This window comes from Desulfonatronum parangueonense (assembly GCF_054656975.1).
Genome location: NZ_BAAHXH010000003.1, coordinates 1142404 through 1161842, shown reverse-complemented (window position 1 = coordinate 1161842; position 19439 = coordinate 1142404). Strand labels below are relative to the sequence as shown.

Below are 19439 nucleotides of genomic sequence, written 5' to 3'. Positions count from 1 at the left end.
AACAGGAGGGAGTAAATGACAGCACCGAAACAGCGTCATCACCATCCATCCGGTGAACGGCACCAATCTGACCGGAATCATTCCGGTGGTTCAAAAAACGGAGATCACGCCGATCACGGCGATCATAAAAAGCAGGACAACGGTCACGGCGGACATGGCGGCGACCACTCCGGCCATGACAAGCACGCCGGCCACAGCGTGGAAATGTTTCGCACAAAGTTCCTGGTCTGCCTGATTCTCAGCATTCCGGCATTGATCTGGGAACCGATGCTTATGGACTGGTTCGGCTACACCGCGCCGGAATTCACCGGGTCCGAGTTCATTCCCGCCATCTTCGGGACCATGGTATTTCTGTATGGCGGCCTGGTTTTCCTGAAAGGGGCGATGCATGAGCTGGCGGATCGTATGCCGGGCATGATGACCCTGATCGCTTTGGCCATCACCGTGGCCTTCGTCTACAGCGTCGCCGTGACCCTTGGGTTTGACGGACATGCCTTGTGGTGGGAGCTGGCCACGTTGGTCACGATCATGTTGCTGGGGCACTGGATCGAAATGCGTTCCATTTCCCAGGCCCAGGGATCGTTGCGGGAACTGGCCAAGCTTCTGCCGGACACGGCGGAGCGAATTCTGGAAGGAGACCAGACCGAAGAAATTCCGGTGGATCAGCTGCAGGAAGGTGATCTTGTGCTGATCCGCCCCGGTGCGAACATTCCCGCGGACGGAATTGTGGAGAACGGGAACAGCTCGGTGAACGAGGCCATGGTCACCGGGGAGTCGCGCCCGGTGAAGAAACATCCCGGCGAAAAGGTCACGGCCGGAACGATCAATGGAGACGGCTCGCTGCGCGTGAAAGTGGAAGGCGTGGGCGACGAGACGGCCCTGGCGGGAATCATGAGGATGGTGGAGCAGGCCCAGGGGTCACGTTCACGTGCCCAGACCCTGGCCGACCGGGCGGCGTTCTATCTGACGCTGGTGGCCCTCGGTGCGGGGGGAGCGACGTTCATCGCCTGGCTTGTTTTCGGCGCCACGCTGGACTTCACCATTACCCGCATGGTGACCGTGCTCGTCATTGCCTGCCCCCATGCCCTGGGGCTGGCGGTGCCCCTGGTGATCGCCATTTCCACCACCGTGGGCGCGCGAAACGGGCTGCTCGTTCGCGACAGACGCGGCCTGGAGGAGGCCCGGAAGCTGCAAGTCGTGGTTTTTGACAAAACCGGCACCCTGACCATGGGCGAACATCGGGTCGTGGACAGTGCTGTTTCGGGCAGCATTGAAAAGAACGAAGCTCTGCGTCTGGCCGCCGCTGTGGAACACGACGCGGAGCATCCCATTGCGAAGGCGCTGCTCGGCAGTGCCCGGGAAAAGGAACTCGACATTCCCCAATCGCGGGACTTCCAATCCATCCCCGGACATGGCGTCCAGGCCGTGGTGGATGATCAGACGCTGAAGGTCGGCGGCCCGGCCCTGCTGCGGGAACTCGGTGTCGACCAGCCGGATGAGATCCGCCAATCCGCGGAACGCTTTGAACAGGACGGCCAGGCCGTGGTCTATCTGGTCAAAGACAACCGGGTCGTTGCCGTATTCGCCCTGGCCGACGCGATTCGTCCGGAATCCCATGAAGCCGTGCAGAAACTGCATCAACTCGACATCGAAGTGGCCATGCTGACCGGCGACTCCAAAACCGTGGCTGACAGCGTGGCCCGGGAGCTGGGCATCGATACGGTGTTCGCCGAGGTCCTGCCTGAAGACAAGGCCAAAAAGATTCAGGAACTGCAGCAGGGCGGCAAGCGGGTGGCCATGGTCGGGGATGGTGTGAACGACGCGCCGGCCCTGGCCACGGCGGATATCGGCATCGCCATCGGCGCGGGCACGGATGTGGCCGTGGAAGCCGGAGACGTGGTTCTGGTGCGCAGCGATCCGCGGGACATGTCGCGCATCGTGACCCTGAGCCGGGCCACCAACCGGAAAATGATCCAGAACCTGTGGTGGGCCGCGGGTTACAATATCGTGGCCATCCCCCTTGCCGCCGGGATCATGGCCTGGGCCGGCATCATCCTTGCCCCGGCCACGGGCGCGATCCTGATGTCCGCCAGCACGGTGATCGTGGCCGTGAACGCTCAGTTGTTGCGGCGGGTTGAATTGTAGGAATTTGTGCAGACAGAAAAATCACGGAGGTCATTCGTGGATAAGGAAATATGGGAGAAGGTCCAGCAGGTCTTGCCTTCCATTTCACTCAGGGATCAGGGCAGGGTGGTTACGGATACAACGGAATTCATGGGCATTTCCTATGGGGATGTCCTGGCCCTGGAGGACCGGCATTTCGTGGTCATCCGGGATGAGGCGGAACGGCGTTTCGGCATGGAGGATCCCAAGTTCTGGGTCAAACGATGCCGGGATCTGGAAGCGGGTGATATATCCATCCTCAAACTGGTCTTCCATGAAAGCTTCAAGCAGACCATCGGCTCCATATCCATCCGCTGCTATCGCAGTCCGGAAAAGGAATCCCGGATTCTCGACCTGGTCAGGAACGACGATAGATTCATGCAGGGCGTCACCCTGCGCGACACGCAAGGAAACTCCGTCCGGGTCCTGGAATTGATCCGGGGGCGGAGCCTGGACAATGTAATCGAGGATATTGATGCCGATCACCAGACATACTTTCAGTCCTTCTTTCCCGAAATTCTGGAAAAATTCATCGGCGCCTGCAGGGCGATCAGGTATCTGCATGAGCAGGGCGAAAAGCATGGCGATGTCCGTCGGGATCACATCTGGGTGGAGCACAGGACCGGAAAGTACCGCTGGATCGACTTTGATTACGCCTATGAATCCATGGAAAGCCCCTTCGGTCTGGACCTGTTCGGCCTGGGAAACATTCTGCAGTTCATCATCGGCAAAGGTGTTCATACAACCCATGACATGGCTGCCTCGCCTTCAGGCCGGGAAATCCTCTCCGGCCTGCGCAATGAGGATTTTTCGCTTTTTTTTCCCAATCGTCTGGCCAACCTGAAACGGTTGTTTCCCTACATCCCCGTCCAGTTGAACAACGTGCTGCTGCGATTTTCAGCCGGTTCGGACGTATTCTATGAAAGCGTTGAGGAACTGCTCCAGGATTTGGAACCGTGCATGGAGAGTTTGAAATGATGAAATGATTCCGTGGAAGCATACGACTGAACGCAGCCTCTGGGATCGCCGCACCCCAGTGCGGCCACCAAATGAGCGCGAATATCCCTGGTGACGCGTAATTCATGGATTGCCGCACTGGGGTACGGCGGTCCCAGAGGCTCAACATTTTCCGGAGGTAAACGATGAACTTCAAAAAAATTCTTTTGGCCGTGGACGCATCCGAGAATTCGAATCGTGCCGTGGACTATGTCGGCACCATGATCGGAGGTGCTTCGGGTTTTGAAATTCAACTGCTGTACGTGGAACGCAATCCGGAGCGTGATACGTTTCCGGATGACGCGGCGTGGAAAAAGGCCTGTGAGCAGGAGGAGAAGAAGATGCGCGACTATCTCGACCAGGCCAAGGAAGAACTGCAAAATCGGGGCGTCGCGTCCGAAACGGTCTCCATCGACTACTACGTGCCGACTTTCAATGCCGTCCCGTCCCAGACCGGCTCCACACCTCCCCTCAGCGTGGCGGATCATCTCTTGCGGGTGATCCGGGAGGGTGGGTTTGGAACCGTGGTGGTCGGCCGGAGAGGCATGTCCAAGGCCGAGGAGTTCCTGTTCGGCAGCGTATCCACCAAGATCGTGCACAATACCAAAAACTGCACGGTCTGGGTGGTGGAGTAGGGCTCTGCCTGATGCCCACATATCCGGATCTTTAGGTGAATTACTGCTTCTACCTGCCACAAAAAAACATGAAATTGTTATCAGTTAGTTTTATCAGTTGTCAGGAAAATCGTAACTGCTCAATACTCTGGCAAGTGGACCACACAAAAACACCTGGACCCCGGCCTTCGCCGGGGTGACGATCGAGAAAGCTCGTTATCGATGTACTCCATTCCGTCATACCGGCGCAGGCCGGTATCCAGGCAGCACGGATCCTTGGTGGTTGGTTGCCCTGCCTTATTGAGCAGTTACGGAAAATCCAGATAACAAATTACTGATAACTGATAACCGCGTTGCGGGCATGGCCCGCTTAGAAACCCTTTGAATAGTGCAACACACTGTTGCGAAAATGTTGCATGGTTACAATTTTTGCGTTGGATTGAGTGTCACTGGGTTTACCCTTGAGGAGAAAGATCTATGATTTCAAATCATTAATTCGAGAGTAGCGAGTTGCTCAGCAGGCATGACATTTGCTTTAGTTATCTTTTGACTCTTGCTCTCAAGCATCACGAAAAGTGATCGAGGAGGAAACAATGACTGGAACCCCTGAAAAAAAATCAATGGACATGTTTTGCTACCAGTGCGAACAGGCTGCCAAGGGTGAAGGCTGCGAAAAAATAGGCGTTTGTGGAAAAAAACCGGATGTTGCGGCGCTTCAGGATTTGCTGGTTCATGCCCTGCAGGGATTGGGGATCGTGGCCCATGAGGGTCGCAAAGTGGGCGTGAGGCGGGCGGATGCGGACGCCTTTGTCTGCGAGGCCTTGTTTTCCACCCTGACCAATGTGGATTTCGACCCGGAACGATTCAAGCCCATGATCGAGCAGGCTGTCAGATATCGCGAGGAGTTGCGTTCTGAAGTCAAGGCCGCCGGCGGAGTTGCCGACTTTGACGTGCCGGAAACGAATTTTGAACCGGCGCCGTCACTGGACGGCATGATTCGCCAGGGTGAGGAGCACGGCCTGCTCAACGACAAGGAGACCGATCCGGACAAGCGCTCCCTGAAACACACGCTGCTCTTCGGATTGAAGGGCATCGCCGCCTATGCCGACCATGCCAGGATTCTGGGCCAGACCGACGATTCCGTCTATGCCTTCCTCCATGAGAGCATGGCCGCACTGGCCCGCACGGATCTGTCCCTGGAGGACTGGCTGGATCTGGTGCTGCGCTGCGGCGAGGCCAACCTGAAGACCATGGAATTGCTGGACAAGGCCAACACCGGAACCTACGGCGATCCGGTGCCCACGGAGGTGCCCCTGGGCCCGAAGAAGGGCAAGGCGATCCTGATTTCCGGCCATGACCTGAAGGATCTGGAAGACCTGCTCAAGCAGACCGAGGGCAAGGGCATCAACATCTATACCCATGGCGAGATGCTGCCCACCCATGGCTATCCCAAGCTGAAGGCCTATCCCCATTTCTACGGCCATTACGGCACGGCGTGGCAGAACCAGACCAAGGAGTTCAGCGCCTTTCCCGGCGCCATCCTGATGACCACGAATTGTCTGATGCGTCCCCAGGATAAATACAAGGACAACCTTTTCACCACCGGTTTGGTGGGCTTTCCCGACGTCCGGCACGTCAAGAACGGCGATTTCGGGCCGGTAATCGAGAAGGCTCTGGAGATGCCGGGCTTTCCCGAGGACGTCCAGGACAAGACCGTGATGGTCGGCTTTGGGCACAACGCCGTAATGTCCGTGGCGGACAAGGTCATCGACCTGGTCAAGTCCAAGAAGATCCGTCATTTCTTCCTGGTGGCCGGTTGCGACGGGGCCAAGCCGGGTCGCAACTACTACACGGAGTTCGTGGAAAAGGTGCCCAAGGACTGCGTGGTGATGACCCTTGCCTGTGGCAAGTTCCGCTTTTTCGACAAGGATCTTGGCGATATCGAAGGTCTGCCCCGGCTTCTGGACATCGGCCAGTGCAACGACTCCTACTCGGCCATCCAGATCGCCGTGGCCCTGTCCAAGGCCTTCGGCGTGGGGGTGAACGATCTGCCGTTGTCCATGATCCTGTCCTGGTACGAGCAAAAGGCCGTGGCCATCCTGCTGACGCTGCTGCATCTGGGCATTCAGGACATCCGGCTCGGGCCGTCACTCCCCGCATTCACTTCTCCCAATGTCCTCCAGGTTCTGGTGGACAAATTCAACATCAAGCCCATCACCACCCCGGAGGAAGATCTGAAGGCCATTCTCGGATAGGATGAGACGTGAACGTACAACGAGGTTCGAGACACAACGAACGATGTTGGATGTTCAATCCAGGAACAGGAACGACAAAAGTCGTTCCTGTTTCCAGGATGAGTGTCTTCAGGATAGGGCACATAGTTGGTAACTGCTCGATAAACCGTGGCAAGCATGATCTGGATGCCCGCCTTTGCGGGCATGACGTGCTTGGGAAAGCGTTCGCACTGAAGACATTCCCGCGAAGACGGGAATTTAGCTTCAAGGAAACGCGCAATCCGTGCCCGACCTTTTTGAACAGTTACCATAATTGTAAAAAAAAGATTCGCCATGACTAACCAGTGCGGCAAACACAACCTGAGAGGTTGCATTTGCCGCATTTTTTTCAAAATCAAACATTCCCTCTCGACAATGATTTAAAATACAATATACCTATCAACCAACCGCAACCGCAAGGGCAACGCATCCCGAAAGGGTGCTGCGCAAAGCCACCGGCCTACGTTCCATGTATGCGGAATAGGGTAGCGGGGTTGCCGGATTGAGAGCCTCTGAAGCCATGTTTTAGCTGTTTTTGTTTGCCTCAAGCAACCGGTACCTTTGCTGTGATGACTCTGTTGTTCATTTTTTGACTGAGTTCAATTGAGCCGCCGCAAGGTGGTGTTCAAGAGGCCATCATGACAAGAATCAGGCACGATATGGCGATGCATGCAGGTTCTTCAGACCAGACCGGGATCTCCATGTCCAGGCAAAGAACCGTTCAATATCACGAAGCCACGCCTTCGAACAATCCGGCGCTTGGTTTTCCGGTGGTCGGCATCGGCGCTTCCGCCGGGGGTCTGGCGGCTCTGGAGGCGTTCTTCTCCGATATTCCGGAGGGTACTGAACCGGCCATGGCCTTTGTCCTGGTTCAGCATCTGGCTTCGAACCACAAAAGCGTTCTCGCCGACCTGCTCAAGGAACAAACCGGAATGGAGGTTCTGGAAGTCCGGGATGGGACGCGGATTCGTCCCAATCATGTCTACATCATTCCCTCCGGTTATGATCTGGCATTGCAGGGCGGAGTCCTGTACCTTTTTGAGCCTACTGTACAGTACGGCCACCGAATGCCCATCGACTTCTTTTTCCGATCCCTGGCCCGGGATCAACGCGAAAATGCCATCGGTATCGTGCTCTCAGGCACCGGCAGCGACGGCGCGCAAGGCGTGCGGGACATCAAGGGCGAGGGGGGCATGGTCATGGTCCAGGCCCCTTCCTCAGCCGAATTCGACGGCATGCCTCGGGCCGTGGTGAACACGGGACTGGCCGACTTTGTCCTGCCGCCGGCCGCCATGCCCTCCCGACTCATCGCCTATGCCTCCCAAGCTCTGGGCATGCTGCCCCAGCCCGCCGCCGCCCCTCCGCAGCAGGATACGGTGGTGCTGCAGAAAATCCTGATTCTGGTCCGCGACCAGAGCGACCATGATTTTTCACAATACCATCTTTCCATTACCTGGCGACGGGTACTGCGACGCATGGCCGTCCACCAGATCCATTCCATGGAAGGCTATTTGAAATATCTCCGTCGCACGCCTGAAGAAGTCCAGGCCCTGCTGCGCGACCTGCGCATCGGCCTGACAAGTTTTTTTCGTGATCCCGAAGCTTTTAAGATTCTTGAAAAACAGGTCATTCCAAAACTCTTTGCCGGGAAGTCCTCCGGATCAACTATCCGGGTCTGGTCCGTGGGATGTTCCACCGGAGAGGAAGCCTATTCACTGGCCATGCTTCTGACGGAACAACGGCAGAAGTTGCAAAAAAACTTCAAGATTCAGGTATTTGCCACGGATTTGGACAGCGAGGCCATTGCCACGGCCCGGGCGGGTCTTTACCCGGCAAGCATTGCCGCGGATATCGGATCCAAACGGCTGGCCGGTTTTTTTACCATGGACCGGGAAACCGGCGGATACCAAATCAATAAGGACATCCGGGACATGGTGATCTTTTCCGAACATGACATGATTCGGGATTACCCGCTTTCCCGGATGGACCTGATCAGTTGCCGCTATGTTTTGATCTACATGAATGAAGAACTGCAGAACAAGCTTATTGCCAAATTCCATTACGCACTGGTCCCGAGGGGCTATCTTTTTCTGTGCCCCACCGGGACGGTGGCGGAGATCAGTGACCTGTTCAACACCATGGACCGAAAAATGAATCTGTACCAACACAAGGAAGATGTTCTTGTTGCGCATCCACCGTCGCCGGCAATGGGCAACCCGGAATTTTCGGATCATGGAGCGAGAATGCCGAGTGCGGGATTGCCGCTGAAGGAATTGACCGAACAAGTGCTCCTGCAGGAGGTCGGTCTGGCGGCCGCCCTGGTCACCGGCTCCGGCGACATGCTCTATCTGCACGGCCGGACCTGCCTCTACCTGGAGGCTCCTTCGGGAGTGATCGGAGTGAACAATATCCTGAACATGGCCCGCCCCGGGCTGCGCAACGATTTACGACGGGCGCTGCACCGAGCCGAATCGAGCCAAAAAACCGTGCATTGTCCCGGATTGCGCGTCAAATCCAATGGCGATGCGCAACCGGTCAACCTGACCGTCCGGCCCGTGACCACGGATCCCCTTTCCGGAGCCCAGGCCGATCCCTCGAAAATGAACGGCGCATCCTTGTATCTGGTCATTCTTGAGCCGGGCCGGTTCATGGAACAAAAACCGACCTCCTTGCGGGAGGACCATGACGGAACGGATGTTTTTGAAGCCCCTGCCGAATACGATGCGGACAGCGAATCCGAGATCTGGATCGCCGCACTCCAGCAACAGTTGCGGGAAAAGGAAGAACAGCTTCGCGTCGCCCTGATCGAACTGCGCAAGACCAATGCGGAACTCAAGTCCTCGAACGAGGAAATGCATTCCGTGAACCAGGAGCTGTCCTTCAGCAACGAGAAGCTCAGTTCATCCAAAAAGGATCTGGAATCGCTCAACACCGCGTTGCAATCCAAGATCAATCAATTGTCCCGGGCCAACAACGACATGAACAACATGTTCGCCGGAACCGGGGTCGGAACCTTGTTCGTGGACATGGAACTGCGCATCGTCCGGTTCACTCCGGACATCAGCAGCGTGATCAATTTGATCGAAACCGACATCGGGCGGCCCGTGGGCCACATTCTGTCCAACCTGGAGAATTACGACGATCTGGTGACGGACACCCGGAACGTCATTGAAACCCTGACCGCCAAAGATGTGGAAGTGCGGACCATCACCGGATTATGGTACCTGATGCACATCCGGCCCTACCGGACTCTGGAGAGCAGGATCGAGGGCGCGGTGATCTCCTTTGTGAACATCACAAAACGCAAAGATATTGAAGAGGCGAAGCGCAAGAGCGAGGAGCATTTCAAGCAACTGTTCCTGAACGCGCCCATGCCGTACCAGTCCCTGGACGAAGAAGCGAATTTCCTGGATGTCAATCAGGCTTTCCTGGACATGCTGGGTTATTCCGCCGAGGAACTGATCGGCAAAAACATGACGCGTTTTCTGCCGCAAGAGCTGGTCGAGGGATACCGCAAGGAGTTTGCCAAGTTGAAGGAGGTCGGGACGGTTCAGGGGTATGAATTCAAGATGGTCAAAAAAGATGGGGCCGTCATTCTCGTGTCGCTCAGCAGTCGGGTCCAACTGGATAATAACGGCCGGTTTGCAAGAACCCACTGCATTCTGCAGGACATCACGGAGAAGAAGCGAGCCGATCGAAAGCTCAAGGAAACGCTGGACCAGTTGTCGGCCACCCTGAACGCCCTGCCGGACTTTCTGTTCGAAATGGACATCGAGGGCCGCATTCTGGACTGCCGGGCCACGAATCCGGAACTGCTCTATCTCCCACCGGAGCAGTTTCTGATGAAAACCGTACAGGAGGTGCTGCCGGAGGATGTGAGCAACATTTTTGTTGAGGCCATAGCCGAGGCCGCTGTCGAAGGAACGCACCGGGGGGCGGAGTATTGTCTGCGAGTGGCCGACGAGGTGAACTGGTACGAACTTTCCATTGCCGTCAAGGGCGATCCTCTGGCCGCAATGCCCCGCTTCATCGTCATGGCCCGGGACATCACGGATCGCAAGTACGCCGAGCAGGCACTTGAGGAAACCCGGGATCAGCTTGTCGCCACCCTGAATACCCTGCCGGACCTCCTGATCGAGGTCGACGACAGAGGGTTGATCCATGATTACCGGGCTCCGCTCCGGGAGCTCCTCTATCTCCCCCGGACGGAATTTCTCTCGCAAGACATGCATGACGTGCTGCCCATCAACATGAGCCGGGCCATCGAGGAATCCATGGCCGAAGCCAAAATTCACGGATATCACAAGGGAAACATTTTCTCACTCTATCTTGGCGACAATCTGCACAGTTTTGAAATTTCCGTGGCCTTGAAAGGTGACCCGCATGCAGCCAATCCTCGTTTCATCATTCTGGCCAGGGACATCACGGAACGGCGCAAGGCGGAAGAGGCGCTGAAAAAAAGCCAAATGGAGTTCCGGACCCTGGCCGAGAAGTGTCCGATATCCATCATGCGCTTCGACAAGCTGGGCCGGATTACCTTTGTCAACGAATGGCATATCAGAACGTTTGGTCAGGACAGAATGGATCAGGATTTTTTTCTGGGGAAATACATCTACGAACTCCCTGGGCTGGTAAAAGCGGGTATCGGGGATGAGGTCAAAAAACTTGTTTACGGCGAACCGCTGGAAATGGACGAGGTTTATTTTCCCGAGTTCACCGGAGGGCATTCCGGTTGGGTCAGCGTCCGGGGGGTCCCAATCATCAAGGAAGGCATTCCTGACGGCGGCATCCTGATCCGGGAAGACGTCACCGAGCGCAGAAAGTTCGATGAGGAGATTGTCGAATACAACTCCCAGCTTCAGAAGGCCCTGTCGGAACGTGACAAGTTCTTTTCCATCATTGCCCATGACCTGAGGTCGCCGTTCATCGGCTTTCTGGTCTTCATCAAGATGCTGACCGAGCGCATCGAAAATCTCTGCCTGGAAGACATCCAAAGACTGTCCCAGGACATGCAGCAAACCGCTGAAAATCTATACAATCTTCTGGAAAATCTCCTTGAATGGGCCATCGTCCAACGCGGGGAGGCCCAGTTCATGCCGCAGCTTTTCAATCTCACTGACCAGGTCAAGAAGAACATCGACCTGATGCGTGCCCCTGCGTACCAGAAGGATGTTCAGATCATGTACGACATTCCGGAGGACCTGAACGTGTACGCGGACAAGCCCATGTTCAACATGATTTTGCGCAACCTGCTCACCAATGCCGTCAAGTTCACCAAAGCCGGGGACATGGTGGTGGTTGCCGCCTCAAAACGAGGATCCATGGTCGTGATTTCAGTGGAGGACAACGGCATGGGCATGGATCAGACCTCTCTGTCCAAGCTGTTCATGCTGGACAAGGTTTCCTCCCGCAAAGGCACGGCCGGAGAGAAGGGAACAGGGCTGGGATTGTTGCTGTGCAAGGAGTTTGTCCAGATTCACGGCGGCCAGATCTGGGCGCAAAGCAAGCACAAAGAAGGCTCGACCTTCTATTTCACCCTGCCCGCGCACAACCCGGAAGAACCCCCCGACCAGCAAGCACTGCCGGCCGAATAACGCGAAAAAGCATTGCCGGAGATTTCACCACGAAGGGCACGAAGGACACGAAGGGTTGAGGGCGCTTTCATCCAATCGCGTCCAGTGCGCCCATCCTGGGACCGCCACACCCCAGTGCGCCCCCTCTCCCTCTTTCCCCTTCGTGCTCTTCGTGCCCTTCGTGGTGAAAAAATCTTCAGAGGTTCAACCACGAAGAGCACGAAGGACACGAAGGGTAGGGTGCTCTCATCCAAATCGCACTCCATTGCGCCCATCCTGGGACCGCCACACCCCAGTGCGGCCCTTCTTCCTCTTTCCCCTTCGTGCTCTTCGTGTCCTTCGTGGTGAAAAAATCTTCAGAGATTCAACCACGAAGAGCACGAAGGACACGAAGGGTTGAGGGCGCTTTCATCCAATCGCGTCCAGTGCGCCCATCCTGGGACCGCCACACCCCAGTGCGCCCCTTCTTCCTCTTTCCCCTTCGTGCTCTTCGTGCCCTTCGTGGTGAAAAAAAATCTTCAGAGATTCAACCACGAAGAGCACGAAGGACACGAAGGGTAGGGAGGCTCACATCCAAATCACATCCAGTGCGCCCCCCTGGGAGCGCCGCACCCCAGTGCGGCCCCTCTAAGCACAGCACGGCCAGACGACAGATGAACCCGTGACCGCTGTATTCCAGGCGGGGAGTGTTCCTTGCCGCGTTCAACCGCAGCCGCACTGGGGTGCGGCGGTCCAACACTCTTGACTTGTGTATCAATAGAGATACAATCCGGATCAAATGAAAGGAGGTATTTATCATGTCCCAAACATCAATGATCCATGTTCGTGTTGATACGGAGATCAAGGACCAAGCAACTCAAGCTCTGGAGTCCATGGGGCTTACGATGTCTGATGCCGTCCGCATCCTGCTGAAGCGAATCGTAACGGACCAGGCGTTTCCTCTGGAACTCAAGGTGCCGAATGCTCAGACCAGGGCGGCTATGGAAGAGGCTCGTGAAATCATGGCTGCTCGTTCTTTGCGGTTCTCATCCTCTGAGGCTTTGATCGATGACATCGAAAAAAGCGCCCACTAAACGAACGAAACTGCCGAGAACCTCAGACTACACCAAGCAATTCCAGAAGGATTGGGAGCGCCTTTCCCGTGCAGCCCGGCATGACATGAAGATGCTCAAAAACGTGATGCTTTTGCTCATAGCCAATGATGAACCATTGGGGCCGGAATGGAAGGATCATCCGCTGAAAGGCCAATGGAGTGATCACCGGGAATGCCACATAGGCGGAGATTTTCTCTTGGTCTATCAGCTTGATGGGGACTCCATCGTTTTTGTTCGCACAGGAACACATGCGGAACTTTTTAAAAACTGACCTGGGACCGCCACACCCCTTTGCGGCCCTTCTCCCTCTTTCCCCTTCGTGCTCTTCGTGCCCTTCGTGGTGAAAAAATCTTCAGAGATTCAACCACGAAGAGCACGAAGGACACGAAGAGTAGGGTGCTCTCATCCAAATCGCACTCCATTGCGTCCCCCCTGGACCGCCACACCCCAGTGCGGCCCTTCTTCCTCTTTCCCTTCGTGCTCTTCGTGCCCTTCGTGGTGAAAAAAATCTTCAGAGATTCAACCACGAAGAGCACGAAGGACACGAAGGGTAGGGTGCTCTCATCCAAATCGCACTCCATTGCGCCCCCCCCCTGGACCGCCACACCCCAGTGCGGCCCTTCTCCCTCTTTCCCCTTCGTGCTCTTCGTGCCCTTCGTGGTGAAAAAATCTTCAGAGATTCAACCACGAAGAGCACGAAGGACACGAAGGGTAGGGTGCTCTCATCCAAATCGCACTCCACTGCGTCCCCCGTGGACCGCCACACCCCAGTGCGGCCCTTCTCCCTCTTTCCCTTCGTGCTCTTCGTGCCCTTCGTGGTGAAAAAATCTTGCCGCACTAGGTGCGGCGGTCCCGGCTGTATATTCTCTTCTCGCAAGAAATATATTATTGTAATAAAAGAAAAAACTCCTCTTCTCGTTCTTTTCTTCCACGGAAAGCCATAAAAATCAGCATATTATCACGTCCACCTCCTTGGCATTGATATTGAATCCAAGATGATGGTTCTCGACCCAATCCAGTGCCGGATCCGCGGCGAACTGCGTACGGACTTCTCCGGCTGGAGTCAGTCGCCATTCCATCACCCACATTACGGAGGATAATGTTGATGTCCCTGGCGAAAAATTACCCGAAAAACAGTTCCAAGTGCAGAGTCACCTTCAAGATCCCGAAGGACGTGGCCAAAAGCGCTGAACAGGCGTCCGTGGTCGGCGATTTCAATGGCTGGGATTCCTCGGCCTCGCAGATGAAGAAACTCAAGGACGGCTGTTTTTCCGTAACCTTGAGTATTCCCGCGGGAGCGACATACCAGTTCCGTTATCTGCTGAACGACGACTCCTGGGTGAGCGATTCCGAGGCCGATGGCTACGCCTACTGCACGTATGCGAATTGCGAGAATTCCATTCTCACGATCTGAACTCCAGCGCGAACCGAAGCCGGATTGCAATACCGGCATCCTTTAACAGGGTTGTGTCCTGAAAGATGGTTCCGCGGGAAACGGTAAATCATCTCCAAGACATATCCATGTTTTTCGGGCTGTTTGGCAACCGGTCGCGGTATTGCGTCCGGCAAAGACGCCAGTGCGACATTATTTTGGAGGTAAATATGCATAATGAATATGTGACGACAATTGAAGCTGAAGAGACAACCAGCATCAAGCCAAGGGTTCCGGCAGGGCGTTCGGTTGTCGCAAGCCGTTCTTCCGATGTGATCAGCATGACCAATCACAAGCGGGAAATGCGCATGGTCATCGCGAAGACGCTGTATTGGTGCGATTACTTCATGCAGCTACAGAAAGATTTGCACGAAAGTTTTCAGTCCGACGAGGAAACGGAGCACGTGGCTCGAGATGTCAGCCCTCGGAGCAATGCCGCTCCTCGTCGCAAGTCATCTCGCAAAGAAGCGACCCGCGACCGCAGGTCCGGGTCTCGAACTGCAAGACGGGATGATCGATCCCGAATCGAGAAATCAGCATTTTATTGATTGCTTCGGCAAGAGGCTCCGTGGCGCTGACCATCTGATCCGGAACCACCACGTGTGCGGTCAGGGCCACGGACTGATCGCTGATGTTCCAGACATGGAGGTAGTGGATGCCCTCAACGCCTTCCAGGGCCTCCAGTTCGACCTGAACTGCTTTCAGATCCAGACCTTTGGGGGTTGCGTTGAGCAGAACCCGTGTCGCTTCGCGGAGTAGATAGACGCAGTTGAAGAGAATGTAGGCCACGATCAGCAGACTGAGGGCCGGGTCCAGCCAGGGCATGTCCGTGAAGCGCATCACCAGCGCGGAGACGAGAACGGCCACGGAGGTCAGCATGTCTCCCATCATGTGCAGGAATGCCCCCCGGGCGTTCAGACTGTGCCTGGAATCGTCATGGAGCAGCCAGGCGGACACCCCGTTGCCGACGATCCCCAGCAGGGCTAGGCCGATGACCAGTTCCGTGAGCACGGGCGTGGGAGCGAGCAGCCGCTTGAACGCCTCCATGGCGATGTACACGGCCGCTCCCCCCAGCAGGGCGGCATTGATCACGGCCGCAAAAATTTCGACCCGGCGAATGCCGAAAGTGTGCCTGAGAGACGGGCTGCGCCTGCCGAGCTTGTGGGCGACAAACGCCAGCAGCAGAGCCATGAAGTCGCCGATATTGTGCACCGCGTCCGAAATCAGGGCCACGCTCCCCGCCGCAATACCTCCGACAATCTGGAAAACAGGGATCACGATGTTGATCCCCATGCAGATCAGCAGACGCTTGCCGAATCGGTGCGTTGAGTGATTGTGGACGCGGCTCATTATCTAAACCTCTCCAGCCACTTTGCGATGATTTCGCGTACTTTTCAATGATGGCCCGAGAATCGTTCACCTGCGGCACGCATAAAACACCACTTCTCCATTCACTCCTGAATTATGTTTGCTGAACCTATGGGTTGAGAAGTTGGGTCAAGTTGATCATTGATGAAAGATGAGCCTCCTTGAAATGACTGGAGGCTCTTTTCATTCCATCACCCCTCGGTGGCTGTCGGAATGACTTGGCTCTCGCCTGGCGATCAGTCGACAGATCTCACGGACAGGAAGATAGGGCTGAATATTTGTCTGATTTTTTTTTGAACAATTGATCCATGTCAAGGCGCGCTTTCTCCACGCCTGACATACAGGAATCGCGTTCAGAGAAAAGAAGGCGATGGCGACCAACTCGATTCACGAGTCGCCGTGCACAACCAGCAAAATATATCAGCCCAAGGAGAAACGGATCATGAACAAGGAAATCAGGGACATCGTACGGATCGATGAGGAATTATGCGATGGTTGCGGCGTCTGCGTGCCCAGTTGCGCCGAAGGGGCCATTGAGATCAAGGACGGCAAGGCCGTCCTGGTGGCCGAGAAATTTTGCGACGGGCTGGGGGCGTGCCTCGGGCAGTGCCCCAAGGACGCCATCACGATCATCAAGCGGGAAGCGGACGCCTTTGATGAAGAAGCGATGGAGAAACGGCTTGAGGAATTGAAAGCAGGGGAGCAGGCCGAGGCAACGCAAAGCAAGCCCTTGCCCAATCTAGGCTGCGGCTGCCCCGGATCGGCCATGGCCACGTTTGCTCCGGCCAAGTCCGCCGCCAAGCCCGTTGCCGGAGCGAAATCGGAATCAGCTGAAACGCCCGGCGAGTCGGCCCTGAGCCACTGGCCGATCCAAATTCGCCTGATTCCGCCCCAGGCTCCGTTTCTGAAGGGAGCGAACCTGCTGGTGGCCGCGGACTGCGCACCGGCGGCCTATCCAGACTTGCACAAGGAACTGCTCCCGGGAAAGGTGATCATGCTCGGTTGCCCAAAATTTGACGATTTCCAGGCATACGTGCAGCGATTCGTGGACATTTTCAATGTCGCCGGCATCAACAGCGTCACGGTCTTGTCCATGGAAGTGCCGTGCTGCGCCGGACTGGCGGAGATCGTGCGCCAGGCCATGCTCGTTTCCGGGAAGCGGATTCCGTTCCAGGAGATCAAGATTTCCCGCCAGGGCCAGATCCTGCCCGAGAATGCCGGCGGAATGAGGCCGCTGTAAGCAGCGGCAATGTGAGATGTATGCTTTAGCAGTTGGGATGCGTGATATGTGGAAGAAGAGTAATAGCTCGATTGCGATTTCGATTGCGATAAGATGAAGCCCGGCTGTGAGTAACGTCACTGACGCAAATGAAACAACCCAGTGTCTACTCAGCAAAAGCCTCGACAAAACCTGGATAACGGCATTCGCCGATATGACTGGAGAGCTTGCTTCGGTAAGTCATTCCGGCGAAAGCCGGAATCCAGTACAGGTGAATGACCATCCACCGGATAAGCTGAATGGATACCAACCCAAAAGGAGAACCATCATGAAGACGGTCAACTTGTTCGAAGCCAATGGGTTCAATGATCTGGGGCTGAAGAAATTTCTGGTCCATGACTCGCCCTACTTCAAAATCCTGAACTTCAACTTCAAGGCGGGCCAGCAACTCCCCGTGCATTCCCATGACATCGAGGGTCAGCTGTCCATCCTGATCCTGGAAGGGGAGGGGGAGTTTTTGGCCAATGACGGAGCGCTCCCGGCCAAGGCCGGCGACGTCCTGGTCTGCGACATCAGCGTGCCCCACGGCATCAAGGCCACCACGGACATGCGCACCGTGGTCACCATCGCCCCGCCGATCTGATGCGAGGCAAGTGATTCGTAACTATTCAGTTCATCCGGAGGGTGGTCATTCACCTGCACTGGATTCCGGCTTTCGCCGGAATGACTTATCGTGGCAAGCTGCATCTATACAGTCATACCGGCGAAAGCCGGTATCCAGATCTTTTTCGCGGAGTTGCTGAATAGATACAGTGATTCATGCAAAACATGAAACATCGGTCCCGATCAATCGGACCGAGCAATCTTGATCAACAAACAAATATTGGAGGTCCATCATGGCACGGCAAGTTTATGTCGATTGGGATGAATGCATTGGGTGCGAGAGTTGCGTGGAAATCTGTCCGGAAGTTTTCAAAATGACTGAGGATGGCTCAAAGGCGGAAGTCATCCTTCCCGAAGGTGGTCCGGAGGATCAAATCGAAGAAGCCATGGATACCTGTCCGGTCCAGTGCATTCACTGGCAGGAGTAGCGGTTGTGTCGCGTCGGTGTTGTCATCACCCGTTGGGACCGGCGGTGACAGCTCGAGTGCGTAGAGCTATCTGAAAGACAACAACGGCCCCCGCGGATTTTCCGCGGGGGCCGTTGTACGTGGTGCAGGTTTTCAATCCAGGAGCTTGATTCAGTCCGTGGTCACAACTTTCGTCCCCTTTTGTTCGGGTGGGATGTCCATGGTTCTCGGCCAGGCCCGAAGCACGGCCTGAACCACCGTGGCCAGGGGGATGGCGAAGAAGATGCCCCAGAAGCCCCACAGTCCGCCAAATACGAGAATGGCCAGGATGATGGCCACGGGGTGGATGTTCACTGCCTCGGAAAAGAGCAGCGGCGCCAGGATATTGCCGTCCACGGCCTGAATGATGGCATAGGCGATGAGCACGTAGAGCATTTCGTCGCCGAATCCCCATTGGGCATAAGCCACCAGGGCCACGGGCAGGGTGATCACCGCCGCTCCGATGTAGGGAATCAACACGGACAGCCCCACCACCAAGCCAAGGAGCATGGCGTACTGCAGACCGAGCCAGAGGAAGGTGACGTAGGTGACGCCCCAGACGATCATGATCTCCCAGAATTTTCCCCGCACATAGTTGCCGATCTGGCTGTTCACCTCGGCCCAGACCTGGGATGCCAGACGACGTTCATGGGGCAGGAAGGAAGCGACCCAGGCCATGATCTTGTCCCTGTCCTTGAGAAAGAAAAAAACCAGCATGGGTACGATGATCAGATACACGACAATGGTGATCAGCCCCATGACAGAGGCCACGGAAAAAGTGAGCAGCTTTTGACCAAAATTGAAGAGTTCGGTTCGTAAGACGCTGGTGAACTGCACTACCTGTTCGTCGGTGATCAATTTGGGATATCGATCGGGAAGTTGGAGCAACAGGGATTGCGTTTCCGTGATCAAGCCTGGAATCTGCTGAACAAGCGAGGCCACCTGCCTGGTGAGCAAGGGCAGCAGCCAGAACAACGCGAAAAACATCCCGGTCATGAAAGTCAGAAAGACTACCAAAACCGCGAGTAATCTGGGGATTCGCAATCTGGTCAGGAACTGGACCAGGCCTTCCAGGAGATAGGCGATTACCAACCCCGCCAGAAACGGGACCACCATTCGACCCAGAAAAAAAAGCGCGGCAAAGCAAATCGTGAGCATGCCCACCAGGATAACCACCTGGGGGTCGTTGAACTGGCGTTGAAACCAGGCGCGAATCAATTGCATGATCTTAAATACATTTGATTTTTTGAATGTGGATCTTGCTGTTACCGCGAAAAGACGGGGCTGGTACAAGGTCAACCGTAACTATTCAGCACCTACTCTATGGTCACTCGCCAGAGCTGGATTCCGGCTTTCGCCGGAATGACATACCACGTCCTTTCCAAGTTAAGTCATACCGGCGAAGGCCGGTATCCAGTCCGATTATTCTCGGATGAGCTGAGTTAGTTACGGTCAGCCCCAATAAGCGCTAACTTGAAAAAAGTGATAACTATTCAGCATTATGGTGAATGAACATTTCAACACTGGATTCCGACTTTCACTGAAATGGCGAATCGAAGCAAGCCGTACCAACATCAGTCATACCGGCGAAGGCCGGT

The 19439-nt window shown here is 55.7% G+C and carries 14 protein-coding genes and 1 riboswitch; of the genes, 11 read left to right on the top strand and 3 right to left on the bottom strand.

The features are described 5' to 3' along the window. Positions 1–15 precede the first annotated feature (15 nt). The 7 genes from ACYQ15_RS05495 to ACYQ15_RS05465 all read left to right on the top strand — a co-directional run bounded on the left by ACYQ15_RS05495 (position 16) and on the right by ACYQ15_RS05465 (position 12984). Entirely contained in the window at positions 16–2145 is a 2130-nt protein-coding gene (locus tag ACYQ15_RS05495; protein ID WP_459936521.1) for a heavy metal translocating P-type ATPase, read from the top strand. Positions 2146–2181: 36 nt separating this feature from the next. Continuing rightward, positions 2182–3141, top strand: coding sequence for a serine/threonine protein kinase (locus tag ACYQ15_RS05490; RefSeq protein ID WP_459936520.1), 960 nt, complete (start codon positions 2182–2184; stop codon positions 3139–3141). Between the two features lie 164 nt (positions 3142–3305). After that, a complete protein-coding gene (locus tag ACYQ15_RS05485) occupies positions 3306–3794 on the top strand; it encodes a universal stress protein (protein WP_459936519.1) in 489 nt (162 codons plus the stop codon). Positions 3795–4399: 605 nt separating this feature from the next. Next, positions 4400–6028, top strand: coding sequence for a hydroxylamine reductase (hcp, locus tag ACYQ15_RS05480; RefSeq protein ID WP_459939549.1), 1629 nt, complete (start codon positions 4400–4402; stop codon positions 6026–6028). Between the two features lie 428 nt (positions 6029–6456). Beyond that, positions 6457–6548: riboswitch (cyclic di-GMP riboswitch) on the top strand. 136 nt (positions 6549–6684) lie between these two features. Then, a complete protein-coding gene (locus tag ACYQ15_RS05475; RefSeq protein ID WP_459936518.1) occupies positions 6685–11640 on the top strand; it encodes a chemotaxis protein CheB in 4956 nt (1651 codons plus the stop codon). A 776-nt stretch (positions 11641–12416) separates the two neighbouring features. After that, a complete protein-coding gene (locus tag ACYQ15_RS05470; protein ID WP_459936517.1) occupies positions 12417–12692 on the top strand; it encodes a type II toxin-antitoxin system RelB/DinJ family antitoxin in 276 nt (91 codons plus the stop codon). Further along, a complete protein-coding gene (locus ACYQ15_RS05465) occupies positions 12667–12984 on the top strand; it encodes a type II toxin-antitoxin system YafQ family toxin (protein WP_459936516.1) in 318 nt (105 codons plus the stop codon). The genes ACYQ15_RS05470 and ACYQ15_RS05465 overlap by 26 nt, the downstream gene beginning before the upstream one ends. A gap of 676 nt (positions 12985–13660) precedes the next feature. Here the strand turns inward: ACYQ15_RS05465 and ACYQ15_RS05460 are convergent. Continuing rightward, positions 13661–13792, bottom strand: a complete 132-nt coding sequence (locus tag ACYQ15_RS05460; protein WP_459936515.1) for a hypothetical protein — start codon at positions 13790–13792, stop codon at positions 13661–13663. Positions 13793–13818: 26 nt separating this feature from the next. Between ACYQ15_RS05460 and ACYQ15_RS05455 the strand changes: the two genes are divergently transcribed. Further along, positions 13819–14127 (top strand): isoamylase early set domain-containing protein, encoded by a 309-nt coding sequence (locus ACYQ15_RS05455; protein ID WP_459936514.1) that lies wholly within the window; start codon positions 13819–13821, stop codon positions 14125–14127. 435 nt (positions 14128–14562) lie between these two features. Here ACYQ15_RS05455 and ACYQ15_RS05450 read toward each other — a convergent pair whose 3' ends face one another. Continuing rightward, positions 14563–15495: a cation diffusion facilitator family transporter gene (locus tag ACYQ15_RS05450; protein WP_459936513.1), complete on the bottom strand. Its 933-nt coding sequence runs from the start codon at positions 15493–15495 to the stop codon at positions 14563–14565. Between the two features lie 460 nt (positions 15496–15955). Here ACYQ15_RS05450 and ACYQ15_RS05445 point away from each other — a divergent pair, with 460 nt between their 5' ends. From ACYQ15_RS05445 to ACYQ15_RS05435, 3 genes are all read left to right on the top strand, one after another. Next, a complete protein-coding gene (locus tag ACYQ15_RS05445; protein WP_459936512.1) occupies positions 15956–16753 on the top strand; it encodes an ATP-binding protein in 798 nt (265 codons plus the stop codon). A 307-nt stretch (positions 16754–17060) separates the two neighbouring features. After that, the gene (locus ACYQ15_RS05440; protein ID WP_459936511.1) at positions 17061–17375 is read left to right on the top strand and encodes a cupin domain-containing protein; all 315 of its coding nucleotides are present in this window, start codon (positions 17061–17063) and stop codon (positions 17373–17375) included. 253 nt (positions 17376–17628) lie between these two features. Continuing rightward, complete coding sequence (locus tag ACYQ15_RS05435) at positions 17629–17823, top strand: ferredoxin (RefSeq protein ID WP_459936510.1); 195 nt, start codon at positions 17629–17631, stop codon at positions 17821–17823. 150 nt (positions 17824–17973) lie between these two features. On the opposite strand, the gene ACYQ15_RS05430 is transcribed toward ACYQ15_RS05435, so the two are convergent. Continuing rightward, positions 17974–19065, bottom strand: a complete 1092-nt coding sequence (locus ACYQ15_RS05430) for an AI-2E family transporter (protein WP_459936509.1) — start codon at positions 19063–19065, stop codon at positions 17974–17976. Positions 19066–19439 lie beyond the last annotated feature (374 nt).